A 13,959-nucleotide genomic window follows, 5' to 3' on the forward strand; every position below is an offset into this window, starting at 1 on the left:
ACCTATCTCATTGATGGCGCAACTAACATCTCTTGCATTCAGGTTGCCCAGATACGGGGTTCACACGCCTCACGCCCGAGTAATAACGGCCTGATCACCTGCCAGCAATGAATAAACAGTTGCATCGCCTGATCGGTTTGCTGTCCCAAATAACGAACCGTTATAAACTCACCAGTCAAACTCACAGACGCTAACGCACCACAACCACTCACAACCTGACGTAACTTATCCACCAATGCACTTATTTGGGTATTTTCCGCCTGCATACCTGCCATTTCAAAAGGCCCAGCAACCATCAAACCATTCACAGGGTGCCCGCGCAGCCCTGCTGGGCCCTCTAATAGGGCACGATTATGATCGTCGATCTGAAGTCGCTCACGCAACAGAATTCGTTCACCTCGATTAATCTGCAACGTTTGCGCCAAGTTACCGGTGCTAAACAGCTGATCACGGTTGGGCATACCTAAACTGGTGACCTCCCAGCCAATATAGTGGGCGTTGTCAGCCAGATTGACATAGGTATCCAGTCGCGTGCAGGCATCAGGATAAAGAATCGTTTCCATCGGCAGCCACTCGATCGAGCCGCCGGCACTCACATTGAGGGTATTAGTTTGGTGTTGCAGGCTGCGGTCAGGCCTAGCCCGATAAACCCGCCCCGCCCCCGGCGTGGTTAACAGTGCGTGACTGTCCGCGGTACACTCAACCCTGACCTGTAAACGATCACCGGAGACCATACCGCCCGGTGGATGGAGTAGATAAACCTGAGCCAGATCTGGCCCTTCGGGATAAAACGCTTTCTGCACATAGAGCGGCCCCTGATGTTCAGCCCGCTGTAGCACCGTGCCTCGGGCTGTGCGTGCAAACTGCAGAAATAGTTCGGCGTTCCAAGCAGAGGCGGAGCCTGGTGCTTCAATCTCGGTTATTGGTTGTGCCAAGGTCATCATCTACACCGCCAAATATTGACGGATTAACGCCTCGCTGAGGTTGTCCATCCGATCACTGGCGACCACCCGTCCCCGCTCCATGAGTCGAAACTCTTCACCTACGCGGCGGGCAAAGCCCAATTTTTGCTCAATAAGTATCACGGTCAAGCCCTCTTCTTTATTGAGTTTTAGAATAACATCGCCGATCTGTTTAACAATATTTGGTTGTATCCCTTCATTGGGTTCATCCAAAATAAGTACCTTGGGATCAATCACGAGTGCCCGACCAATAGCCAACTGTTGCTGCTGACCACCGGAAAGATCACCGCCGCGACGCTGCAACATCTCTTGCAACACTGGAAACAACTCAAAGATCTTATCCGGAATCTCTTTTGCACCATCTTTGCGCACTGGCAAACCGACCTTTAGGTTTTCCTCCACGGTCAGCAGCGGAAAGATATCCCGTCCTTGCGGTACATAACCGATCCCCGCCGGTGCTCGGTATTCCGCTTTTTTGCTTTGCAACGGTTCACCTTGCAATAAAATTTCACCGCTACTGACTGGCAACAACCCCATCAGACATTTCAACAGGGTCGTTTTACCCACGCCGTTACGACCCATAATGCAGGTGCACGAGCCCGCTTTAATCTCTAGGTTAAGATCCCAGAGTATCTGCGTGCCACCGTAAAACTGATTAACGTTCTTAATACTGATCATGGCGCTTCTCCCAGATACACTTCAATAACATCGGGATTATTCTGAATCTCATCCATACTACCCTCCGCCAGTACCGAGCCTTGATGTAACACCGTCACGGTGCGGGCGATACTGCGAACAAACTCCATATCATGTTCTACTACCACCACGGTGCGCTCACCGGCCAAGGAGGTTAACAGCTCGGCGGTGCGCTCACCTTCCTGCACCGTCATACCCGCCACCGGCTCATCCACCAGCAATAAGCGCGGATTAGCCATCAGCAGCATACCGATCTCCAGCCACTGTTTCTGACCGTGAGATAGTGAGCCGGCCAACATCATCCGTTCACCTTTCAAGCCAATCGTTTCGAGTACCTGATCCATCTGGTCATACTCTTCACCGGTCAGGGTCGCCAGCAGAGTCGGGATCACCGATTTATTACTTTTCAGGGATAACTCAAGATTGTCCATCACCGTATGGGCTTCAAACACCGTCGGTTTCTGAAACTTACGGCCAATCCCGAGCTGTGCGATCTCCGCCTCATCTTTTTCCAGCAAGTTAAGTGATTGACCAAAATACACCGTGCCGCTATCGCACTGGGTTTTGCCGGTAATCACATCCATTAGGGTGGTTTTACCGGCACCGTTAGCGCCGATCAAACAGCGCAGTTCACCATCATTGATATACAGGTTCAGGTCATTCAGGGCTTTAAAGCCATCAAAGCTCAGATTTAAGCCTTCGACATAGAGCAACACCTGATGGGAGATATCCACCGTGGTGGTATCGTCCTGTAAAAATGGCCAAACCTGATCTCGGCGCATCACTTCACGGGTGGTATCGAGTAAGCTCATGCGCGGCCCTCCTCTGGATTATGACTTGTCGGTGTTTCATTCGGCGGATTAGCGGGTGTCGGCGCTGCAGGTTGCTCACCTTTAAACTGCGACCACAGCCCCATCAACCCTTTGGGTAGATAGAGCGTAACCAATACAAACATCGCCCCCAATGCAAACAACCAACCATCAGGCATGATGGCGGTAAATTTCGTCTTGGCATAGTTCACCAAAATCGCACCGATGACCGCGCCAACCAAGGTGCCACGCCCACCAACCGCGACCCAAATCACGATCTCGATTGAGTTAATTGGGGAGAACTCACCGGGGTTGATAATACCCACCTGAGGAACATAGAGCGCCCCGGCGATACCAGCAATCATGGCGGAATAGACAAACAACCAGACTTTATAATTTTCCGTACGATAGCCAATAAACCGAGCCCGGCTTTCACCATCACGGATCGCCACAACCACTTTACCGAAACGGGTCTGCATGATTTTTTTGCTCAGCACCAGCAAGCCCGATAACATCAGCGCGGTGATAATAAACAGCGTCACTCGGGTGTTATCCGATTGCAGATCAAAGCCGAGAATATCTTTAAAGTCGGTTAAGCCATTGTTGCCACCAAAACCCATCTCATTACGGAAGAAAGACAGCAACAGCGCATAGGTTAGCGCTTGGGTCATGATCGACAGATACACCCCGGTGACCCGAGAGCGAAACGCCAACCAACCAAACACATAGGCTAATAATCCAGGCACCAGCAATACCATCAGCATCGCTAACCAGAATTGATCCATCCCCTGCCAAAACCACGGCAGCTCATTCCAGCTAAGAAACACCATGAAGTCGGGCAGTTCCGGGTTGCCATAAACACCCCGATCTCCGATCTGACGCATCAAATACATCCCCATGGCATAGCCGCCTAAGGCGAAGAAAGCGCCGTGCCCCAAACTGAGGATGCCGCAGAAGCCCCAAATCACATCCACCGCCAGTGCCAACATGGCATAACAGAGATATTTACCTAACAGGGTGATGGTATAGGTGGAAACATAAAAGATAGAATCCTGCGGCAGCAACAGGTTACAGGCCGATGCCAGCACCGTGACTACCAGCAACAACACCACAAAGGGCGCCACCTTACTTTCGCCGTTAAGCCGGGCAAAGCCCTTGGCGTTGCCGAATACATGTTGCAACAAGGTGCTCATTCTGCAGCCCTCCCTTTTTGTGGAAACAACCCTTTAGGCCGTTTCTGGATAAACAGAATGATAAACACCAACACCAGAATGCTGGCCAGTACGGCACCGGTAACCGGTTCCAAAAACTTGTTTGCGATCCCAAGGGTAAAGGCTGCCACCAGCGTGCCCCATAAATTACCTACTCCACCAAAGACCACCACCATAAAGGAGTCGATGATGTATGCCTGTCCAAGGTTTGGCCCCACATTAGTGAGCTGACTTAACGCCACACCAGCGATACCCGCAATACCCGAGCCGAGCCCGAAGGTCAGCGCATCGACTCGGTCGGTGCGAATCCCCATTGCTTTTGCCATATTTCGGTTTTGCGACACCGCCCGAACATTCAGCCCTAGCGAGGTTTTCTTTAACACCAGCAGCAACAACATAAACACCAGTAGCGCAAAGGCAATGATATATAAACGGTTGAGCGTAAGGCTGAGCAATGGATTAATCTCGATAGAACCACTCATCCACTCGGGCGTTGCCACCTGACGATTCAGCGGCGAGAACACGGTGCGCACTAACTGCTGTAAGATTAGGCTAATACCAAAGGTAGCTAGCAGGGTTTCTAAAGGACGACCGTGCAGATGACGAATCACTAAGCGTTCAAGCAGCACACCGGCAAGCCCGGACACTAAAAAGGCCAGCGGCACTGAGATCCACAGAGAATATTCAATCATCTCCGGCAACAACAGCTGCACCACATAGGTGGTATAGGCGCCCAGCATAATCATCTCGCCGTGGGCCATATTGATCACGCCCATGACGCCAAAGGTGATCGCCAAGCCGATCGCCGCCAGCAACAACACCGAACCGAGACTCAGGCCAAAAAATAGCTGATTAATAAAGCCATACATTTCAGCTTGTTGAGCAATTTTATCCAAGCCTTTTTGCGCCGCTTTACGGACACTACGGGCCGGATCATTCACCACCAACAGTGTTAACTGATTGCGCACTTCAGGCTCTAAACTACCTTGCAGCGCATTCACACCTTTTAAACGTTCGGTGGCGTCTTCGGCATGTTTAACCCGATACAGTGCCAGCGCCACATCCATCACCGCCTGCACCGAACGGCTCTGCTCATCTAGCCTAGCAGTACGAATTAACTCAATGGTCGGCTTATCAAGATCAGAAAACAGTGAACGCACCGCCTCGACACGCACTTCGGGGTCGGTGTGATGCAGTTGCATCCGCGCAATCGATTCACGCAGATACCCCCGTAGTTTGTTATTCACCTTGATCTTCTTGACCTGTTTTTTACTCAGATCATGTCGCGGTTCCGCCGAGAATAGATCGCTATAACGCGTTTCACCCGCCTCTTTAGAGGCCACGATCAAGCTGCGATCCTCTTTCACATAGTAAAGTTTACCGGCCAACATCGTTTTGAACAGAACCATCATATCGGCTCCGGTTGATGTTTCTAGCTGCTGCAAAACAGGTAACGCTTTGCTCAGTTTAACCTCGGTCAGTTGCATCAATAGAGGCTGCTGAACCGTGGATGGCGGCTCGGCCAGCGCACTGGTACTCACCAGCAAGCTGAACAAGAAGCCACCGATAGCCATTAAATATCTCACAGGCGTTCTCCGTTCACATTAAGGCGGATAAGCACTCACAGCGCTTGAGTCCGTTCTGACTTTTGCTCTTTAAAAGCGCTTATAAAAAAGGCTGTTAGCCCATATCAAAGGCAGCGCCATTCATCTAGGTCAGCTTTTTTTATAAGCTCTGTTGATTCACGCTTGAAAAAGAGCAGGCTTCTATCACGAAGCCTGCGGATGAAGATGTTAAGCGCTAAAGATTAATAGGTCTGACCTGAACAGGTCTTAGTGACAACATTGTAGTTACCGCAAGAGATCGGTGCGGTCCAATCAGCCATCAGATCTTTAGAACCCGGCAGAAAGTCAGACCAAGCATCACCGGCCACTAAGCCTTCGGTTTCCCAAACCACTTCAAGCTGACCATCTTCCTGAATCTCACCAATCAATACCGGCTTGCTCAGGTGATGGTTCTTATTCATATAAGCCATGCCACCGGTGAGGTTTTCCGTTTCCTGACCAATCATCGCTTGCTCAACTGAATCAACATCAGTTGTGCCGGCTTTCTCGACCGCTTGAGTCCACATTTTGAAACCGATATAAGTGGCTTCCATAGGATCGTTAGTCACACGTTTAGGATTACCCGTGAACGCTTTCCACTTAGCGATAAAGTCAGTATTGGCATCGCTTTCAACACTCTGGAAGTAATTCCATGCCGCTAGATGACCGACCAAAGGCTTGGTGTCTAGGCCGGATAGTTCTTCTTCACCCACCGAGAATGCAACCACGGGAATGTCTTCTGCCGAGATACCCTGGTTACCCAGCTCTTTGTAAAAGGGAATGTTTGCATCACCGTTGATAGTTGAAACCACCGCTGTTTTCTTACCTTCGCTACCGAATTTTTTAATATCCGAAACGATCGACTGCCAATCAGAATGACCAAAGGGTGTGTAGTTGATCATGATATCTTCTTCAGCCACACCATTGGCTTTCAGATAGGCTTCTAAGATTTTGTTGGTGGTACGTGGATAAACATAATCGGTACCTGCTAACACCCAACGCTCAACCCCAAGATCATCTTTTAGATAGTTAACCGCAGGAATGGCCTGTTGGTTTGGCGCCGCACCGGTATAAAATACATTTTTAGAGGATTCTTCACCTTCATACTGCACCGGGTAGAACATTAAACCGTTTAGTTCTTCTAATACCGGTAGAACCGATTTACGGGAAACCGATGTCCAGCTACCAAAAATGACGTCGACTTTCTCTTGGGTTAAAAGCTCACGGCCTTTCTCAGCAAACAGAGGCCAGTTAGAGGCAGGGTCAACCACCACCGCTTCCAATTTCTTACCCAGCAGACCGCCTTTCTTGTTCTGCTCTTCAACCATCATCAGAACCGTGTCTTTCAATGTCGTTTCACTGATCGCCATGGTGCCGGACAGCGAGTGCAACACACCCACTTTGATTGTATCCCCTGCCATCGCGCTGACACTCAATACCGTAGCACCCATCGATAAAGCAATACCCGTAACCAGATGTTTGATCTTCATATCCACTTCCCTTATTGAGGTTAAACTTCAATTCTTTTCCGGGTGGAACTAAAAGCCCCGGTCATTGATGAACGTCACACAATCATTATTAGGAAATACGCTGCACGGCGGTATGGGGTGATTAACGCACCCCTATACGTCAAATGACGTATAGGGGTGAATTCATCGTTTGTGGATAGTTGCTCTTGGCTTCGCTTGTTAGAAAAAACAAAGCCAAGAGCTATAGGTAGGAAGTTGAAAATTAATGCGCTGAGGGCTTACACCACTAATCGAAATATCTTATTACGCGCATCCAAGTCTAAAGGTTTAATATTGTCTAAATTGACGTTTTGTTTCGCTTACCAAAGTTCAAAGTTGCCTTGCATACTGAGCCAACTTTCTGGAGTCCTCCCTGTTCCTTAGATAACCGTAGCGCCATTTCCGACGTAACAGCACTCTTACCTTTAACGACAGGGTTTAACGTCGATGCAGCAACACCAAGGTGAGTGGCAAACGTCCTTCTCGCTCGTTGTTACGTTCGAGCAACGGTGTTTTACTCGTGACTGGCAATCAATCGCAACGCTACACCTGCCGCCGCAGTGCGGTTTTCAACCCCGAGTTTAGGGAAGATCTGCTCCAAATGCTTGTTAATCGTGCGCGGGCTGATCTCCAGGATTTCGGCAATCTCTCTGTTGGTTTTACCGTTAGCCAGCCAATACAGTACCTCGGCTTCCCGCTCGGTGAGTTCCAGCTCTAATTTTAGTAGTTCGGCTCCGGTGGGTTTATTGCCATCGATCAATTGCATCAACACCTCACCGTTGCTCTGATAGCCAATTAATTTAAGCATCAGAGGATAATCGATATCCTTCACTGGTAGGCGTTCTTGCTCTAACGGATTATGAGACAGCCAGCGACGAATTTGCGGTAGTAAACAGCTTTCTTGCAGCTGCTCGGTCACCCCTGCTCGACCAAGTAGAGCATAAGCTCTAGGGGTCGCCCAACGTAGCAAGCTCTCCTGGGTTACGGTTAACAGGTGTTGCCCGGTACTGTCTAAGGCACTGTGAACACTGCTGGTCTGGCGCGCATTACCGAGATGCACCCGAATACGAGCCAACAACTCATTGGGGCTGATCGGTTTGGTGAGATAATCGACCCCGCCGCTATCGAGGCCACGGACAATATCATCGGTGTCGGTCAAGCCGGTCATAAACACCACCGGGATGGTGGCCAGATTGGGATCGGCTTTCAGCGCCCGACAAGTTTCAAAACCATCCATCACCGGCATCACGGCATCCATAAGAATAATATCGGGGCGGATACGCTGACAGATGGTCAATGCCTGACGGCCTTCCAAGGCCACTAGAATATCCAGTCCAGCCCCTTCCAGTGCATCGTTGATTAGGCTCAAAGCATTGGGGGAATCATCCACCACCAGCACCACATCATTTCGGGTTGATACAGATTCACTCATATTCATTGACGCTGCGTCTCCAGATACATCACCAGCTTACCAAACAGAAAGTTTTCACTCAGTTGTCGCAAATGAGTTAATGCCCCCGGCGACAAAATGTCGAGGGGTTCGATCTCTTTCAAACACTGCATAACCCCTTTGTGATAACCCAATTCGGCACAGTTTTTTAGTTCTTGCAGCAACGGGTGATCCGGCTGCAACAAGCTCTTCGGGGGATTGTCACCGGCGTCAGTCACAGGGCTCTGCCCCGTGTGACTCATACCGGATGTAGGAGCATCGCAGCTGTTTACGTCCTCGTTCGCAACGCATTCCGTCGCGCTTGATTCGGATTCACCCCGGTAGATCCATTTCAGTTCAAGGTGACGGCCCAAGCTTTCTAGCAAGCGATGATTCGCCACCGGCTTAACCAGATAATCATCATAACTATCGTGCCCCTCAGCACCGACCGAGAGTTCCCGCGCATCCGCCGATAACATCACAATACGCCCCGCAACATTGCGTTGGCGCAGTAGCGCGGCCAGCTCTAAGCCCGACATTCCCGGCATCGAGATATCCAGCAGAAAGAGGTCCGGCTCACTGTGCTGCAACAGATCTAAACAGGCTTCAGCATCCTGCGCTTCGAGAATGGCAAACCCTAAGGGCACCAGAATATCCGCCAACAAGCCACGCAATACAGGGTCATCATCCACCAAGCACAGCGTGCGCTGATAACCTTCAAAACCGATAATCCGCTGTTCCTGTAATATCGGTGTTAGTGCCTCACTGCTAACCCAAGGCAACATTATTGAGATACGAAAACAACTGCCCTGCCCGGGGTGACTATCCACCTGCAGATCGCCGCCCATAATCTCGGTAAGCAGTTTAACGATGGTGAGGCCCAACCCAGTACCCGGCAGATGTGCGGTATCACGGTTACGAATGCGTTCAAAGGGCGAGAAGATTCGCTGCATCTGATATTCATCGATCCCCGGCCCGGTATCCCGAATCGAAAACTCGGCCACCTGATTACGGTAACGAATATCAAAATCCACCTGCCCGTTCGGTGTATATTTCACCGCATTGGAGAGCAGGTTAATCAGAATTTGCCGTAAGCGTTTTTCATCCGTGACGATCCGTTGCGGTAGCGGATTGGCAATATGACAGTTAAACGCGATGCCTTTTTGTAACGCTTGCAAACGGAACATCTCGGCCAACTGTTCAATCAGCTCCGGCAGATTAACCTGATTACGATAAAGATCTAACCGCCCCGCCTCGATCTTCGATATATCCAGCAACCCCTCGATCAGATCGGTTAGATAGCGGCCGCTGCGGTGAATAATATCCAACCCCCGTTGCTGATCTTCCTGCAAATCTGAACGTTCCCGCAGCAGCTGGGCATAGCCCAAAATCGACTGTAACGGTGTGCGCAGTTCATGGCTGATGCCGGATAAATAGCGGCTCTTAGCCGCATTAGCCCGTTCGGCCAGCTCTTTCGCCTCCTGCAATTCCAGATCGGTTTGCTCATGCGCTTCGATCTCACGGGTGAGTTTCATCGTTTGCCGGTTGGATTCTTGCTGCGCCACCAAACGGCTCTCATGGGTGAGCAAAAACAACCAAGTAACCACCCCAGAGGCGATAAAGAGAGTGAAGAACAGCGTCCAAATAGTCTGCAATACCAGCGCCGTTTCTTCTGGATTTTCCGGTGCTAACTGACGATAGATAACCGCTAACAAAGCCCCCAATACCAAATTCACCACCAGCAATAGGCCGATAAACTTGCCCAACCGGGAACTCACCAGCTTAACGCCACGGCGCGGCAAAAATAGATGTAACATCTCCATCACCTGACGGGACATCCGCGCCTTCGGCTTACAGCTATCGAGGCAGCGTACATCTAACGAGCAACAGAGGGAGCAGATCGGCAGATCATAAGCCGGACAGTAACTCATATCCTCCCGTTCAAAATCGTTCTCACAGATACCGCAGTTCACCACCGAAACATTACGCGCCTGACCCGACACCGGCACCAAGCGGATATACTGGTTTAACTCTTCATTGGTACGGGCAATATAGTAGCGCCCACCCGTTAACCAAGCGATCAATGGCACACAGATAAAGCAACTGGCCAAACTAACAAAATGGCAGAGATTACGCGCCACCTCACCAAACAGACCGAGATAACTGAGCATCCCCAAAGCGGTGGAGATCACCATCGACCCCATCCCCACCGGATTGATATCGTATAGATGACCCCGTTTAAATTCGATTTCCGGTGGGCTTAACCCCAACGGTTTATTGATTAACAGATCCGCCGATAGGGATGCCAGCCAGCTTATGGCGATAATGGCAAAGATTCCTAAAATCGCTTCCAATGCCTGATAGATACCCAGCTCCATCAGAATCAGGGCGATGGTGACATTAAACACCAACCACACAACCCGACCGGGGTGACTGTGAGTTAAGCGGGAGAAGAAGTTCGACCATGCGATCGAGCCGGCATAGGCATTGGTAACATTGATTTTCATCTGGCACACCACCACCATCAATGCCGCCAATAGCAAAGCAATCTCTGGCGAACCGGTGAGCCGCTGAAACACCCGCTGATACATATAGGTAGGGTCAGACGCTTCCTGTAGGCTCATTCCTTGAGTAATCGCCAGATAGGCCAAAAACGAACCCAATAGCATCTTAATCAGGCCAGTAAACACCCAGCCGGGGCCGGCCAGAATCAACCAAAACCACCATTGGCGCTTATTCTCTTCGGTTTTTTCCGGCATAAAGCGCAGATAATCCACCTGCTCGCCAATCTGCGCAAACAGAGCAAAAAACACTGACACCGCCGCGCCAAACATAATGATGTCGAACTCGCCGCTGGCGGTTGCTCCCATGCCCGGACTAAACTCGGTCCAGCCTTCGAGGCTATCAAACTCATACCACAGCACGGCAATCACCGCTGACAGCTGTAACCCGACCCAAAGATTATGAGTGCGCACCTGAAACCGACTGATCGCCGTGATGCCGTGGGTCACGATAGGAATCACCGCGACGGCACAAAAGAGATAGCCTAAGGCCAATGGAATACCAAATAACGCTTTCAGAGCCGAGGCCAAAATAGCCGCTTCGATGGCAAAGAAGATAAAGGTAAAGGATGCGTAGATCAGCGAGGTTAAGGTGGAGCCGAGATAGCCAAAGCCTGCCCCTCGGGTGAGCAGGTCTATATCCAAGCCATGTTTGGCCGAGTAATAGACAATCGGAAAGCCGGTGATAAATAACACCACACAGACGGCCACCATCGCCATTACGGTATTAGTGAAGCCATAACTTAAGGTGACCGCCGCCGCCAGACTTTCCAAGGCTAAAAAAGAAGCCGCCCCGAGTGCGGTTTTACCCACCCGGGAGATACTCATATGCCGCCCTTTGCGTGCGGTAAAACGCAACGCATAATCTTCCAGCGTCTGATCGGCCACCCATTTATTGTAGTGACGCCTTACTTTTAGGATTTTCTGAAACCCTGACATAGCCCACCAATGCGCACAAACTTAGTGCAATAAAAGACATCGAGTGCACGAATTGCACTACTTAAAGGCGAAATAACGCTAATTTGTACGATAACCCCTAACAATTATTAGCAGCACACTTTGTGCCAGCGGCTAAAACGAACCGCCTGTTTAGTGTTCACCCCGATCACTGCGTTCATTCACACAGGACGAAACTCGCCCTCTATTACACCCGGGTTCTGAGCCAATCATAAACACAGCCTTTTTTCACTCAAAGCAAGAGAAGCTCTATTGTTCACAGACACTCGGCTCTGTATTAATTCGCCTAATAAACCGCACCGTCACCCCACCGCAACGGTAGCGCTTCAATCCTTTTGCGCTGTTCCGCAGCCCAATATTCATAGCCTCCACGGCACGCCATTTAAGCAACATTAAAGGCGGCTGGCATACTAATTGCTATTCCTGAGAGGAAATATTATTTCCTAGTAGTTTTTTTATACACCGATAAAAGGGAACGTAACATGGCAAATTCGTGGCGACATTCTGCACTTGCTGAGAAGCATCGAGCTCTTGGTTCAAAACTGGAAGATTGGAACGGTATGGGAACTCCTTGGAGCTACGATAGCGATTTATCGCTTGCTCATGAAGCGATCCGTACGAAAGCAGGCTTGATGGATGTATCAGGCTTAAAAAAAGTACACTTTGTTGGCCCCCATGCCGAAAGCTTACTTGAGTATACGTGCACCCGAGATATCACCAAGCTGTACCCCGGCAAATCCGTCTATGCCACGATTCTGAACGAATCCGGTAAGTTTGTTGATGACTGCGTTATCTACCGCACCGGCCCTAATGCCTTTATGGTGGTGTTTGGCGCAGGTAATGGCTATGAAATGCTGGTGCGCGCTTCCCAAGGCCGTCAGGTAAGCGTGTTATTTGATGATGATCTGCATGATCTATCATTACAGGGCCCTCTCGCGGTCGATTTTCTGGCTGAGCATGTACCGGGGATTCGCGAACTACCTTACTTCCACCATCTGCAGACCCGTCTATTTGGCTTGCCCGTGATGATCTCCCGCACCGGTTATACTGGCGAAAGAGGCTATGAAATCTTCTGTAAAGCCGCCGACGCCCCCGCTATCTGGGACACCATTCTGGAACTCGGTGCACCACAAGGTATCATTCCTTGCGCCTTTACCGCCTTGGATATGCTGCGTGTAGAAAGCTATCTGCTGTTTTATCCCTATGACAACTCTGAGATGTACCCTTTTGCCGATGAAGCGGCGGGCGATACTCTGTGGGAGCTGGGCTTAGACTTTACCGTCTCGAAAGATAAAACCGACTTCCGCGGCGCCAACGAACACTTTAGGTTAAAAGGTCAAGAACGCTTCAAGATTTTTGGCGCGCTATTGGAAGGTGATCAAGCCGCTCAAGAAGGTGATACGCTATGGGCCGATGGTAAGCAAGTGGGTGTTATTACCTGTGCTATGTATTCACGCTTGACTGAAAAATCGATGGCGCTAGTACGTTTTGATACCGACTATGCCGTGCAAGGTACCCCTTTGGAAGTTAAAGGCAGCTTGAGTGTTTCGGCGATTGCTCACTCATTACCCTTTGACGATCCCGATAAGAAAAAACGTACCGCTAAAGGCTGAGTCAATAAGCCTCATACTCATCTGTTCAATAGAGAAAGGGGCCATACTGATTCTCGCTACCAGGTCAAAGCCTTCAGCTGTTAATATGATTAGCTTTACAACGCTTAAAAAGGCTTTGACCTCTCTGTTATGATTAATGATCTACAACATCTACTCCCTACGAATAAATAGAAAATACCTAGAAGCCGTGCCCTCACGGCATTATGGCAAGCAACCATCATACGACCCACAACCTCAGCGGTGTATTTTGTTCTAGCAAGCCGTTATGCTCAGTGTAAAAATACCGACCAGCTTTTCAGCCAGCCTTGCGCTGATTTATAGCGGGTAAACCCCATTCATTAACAGCCAATAAAAAACCACCCTAGACCACAACAGAGAATTAGAGTGACGACAGCAATCGAATCCATTGACCCAAGCTTATGCCCTCTGTGCAAACAGGCTAACCACTGCGGCAACCGGTCAAGCTGTGGCTCGCAACCCGACTGCTGGTGCTACACTAGCGACATAGCGTTCACTCAACCGCTATTGGATCAGGTGCCACTAGAGGCCAAAGGGAAAGCCTGTATCTGCCAAGCATGCGCGTTAGCGCATACAGCCAATCACGACTAA

Annotated in this window: 10 protein-coding genes; 2 read left to right on the top strand and 8 right to left on the bottom strand. The window is 50.0% G+C overall.

Annotation, left to right across the window (positions count from 1 at the left end; all coding sequences use genetic code 11):
- Positions 1-38: 38 nt before the first annotated feature.
- The 8 genes from AC0L4K_RS12745 to AC0L4K_RS12780 form a co-directional block, all read right to left on the bottom strand.
- Positions 39-944 carry an urease accessory protein UreD gene (locus tag AC0L4K_RS12745; protein WP_473266477.1) on the bottom strand — a complete coding sequence of 302 codons (906 nt, stop codon included), beginning with the start codon at positions 942-944 and terminating at the stop codon, positions 39-41.
- Entirely contained in the window at positions 945-1,640 is a 696-nt protein-coding gene (gene urtE / locus AC0L4K_RS12750; RefSeq protein WP_215953379.1) for an urea ABC transporter ATP-binding subunit UrtE, read from the bottom strand.
- Entirely contained in the window at positions 1,637-2,470 is an 834-nt protein-coding gene (urtD, locus tag AC0L4K_RS12755) for an urea ABC transporter ATP-binding protein UrtD (RefSeq protein WP_320134651.1), read from the bottom strand. Before urtD ends, urtE begins: the two co-directional genes overlap by 4 nt.
- A complete protein-coding gene (urtC, locus tag AC0L4K_RS12760) occupies positions 2,467-3,660 on the bottom strand; it encodes an urea ABC transporter permease subunit UrtC (RefSeq protein ID WP_473266480.1) in 1,194 nt (397 codons plus the stop codon). Before urtC ends, urtD begins: the two co-directional genes overlap by 4 nt.
- Positions 3,657-5,252, bottom strand: coding sequence for an urea ABC transporter permease subunit UrtB (urtB, locus tag AC0L4K_RS12765; RefSeq protein WP_473269224.1), 1,596 nt, complete (start codon positions 5,250-5,252; stop codon positions 3,657-3,659). Before urtB ends, urtC begins: the two co-directional genes overlap by 4 nt.
- Before the next feature lie 233 nt (positions 5,253-5,485).
- Positions 5,486-6,772 (bottom strand): urea ABC transporter substrate-binding protein, encoded by a 1,287-nt coding sequence (urtA, locus tag AC0L4K_RS12770; RefSeq protein ID WP_417224089.1) that lies wholly within the window; start codon positions 6,770-6,772, stop codon positions 5,486-5,488.
- Between the two features lie 532 nt (positions 6,773-7,304).
- Positions 7,305-8,228 carry a response regulator gene (locus tag AC0L4K_RS12775; protein WP_473266482.1) on the bottom strand — a complete coding sequence of 308 codons (924 nt, stop codon included), beginning with the start codon at positions 8,226-8,228 and terminating at the stop codon, positions 7,305-7,307.
- Positions 8,225-11,719, bottom strand: coding sequence for an ATP-binding protein (locus tag AC0L4K_RS12780; RefSeq protein ID WP_473266483.1), 3,495 nt, complete (start codon positions 11,717-11,719; stop codon positions 8,225-8,227). Before AC0L4K_RS12780 ends, AC0L4K_RS12775 begins: the two co-directional genes overlap by 4 nt.
- Before the next feature lie 500 nt (positions 11,720-12,219).
- On the opposite strand from AC0L4K_RS12780, the gene AC0L4K_RS12785 reads away from it, so the two are divergent.
- Together AC0L4K_RS12785 and AC0L4K_RS12790 are read left to right on the top strand one after the other, a co-directional pair.
- Positions 12,220-13,350, top strand: a complete 1,131-nt coding sequence (locus tag AC0L4K_RS12785) for an aminomethyl transferase family protein (protein WP_417224094.1) — start codon at positions 12,220-12,222, stop codon at positions 13,348-13,350.
- A gap of 384 nt (positions 13,351-13,734) precedes the next feature.
- Positions 13,735-13,959, top strand: a complete 225-nt coding sequence (locus AC0L4K_RS12790; protein ID WP_473266485.1) for a cysteine-rich CWC family protein — start codon at positions 13,735-13,737, stop codon at positions 13,957-13,959.

Source organism: Amphritea sp. GJ51-11 (genome assembly GCF_055808735.1).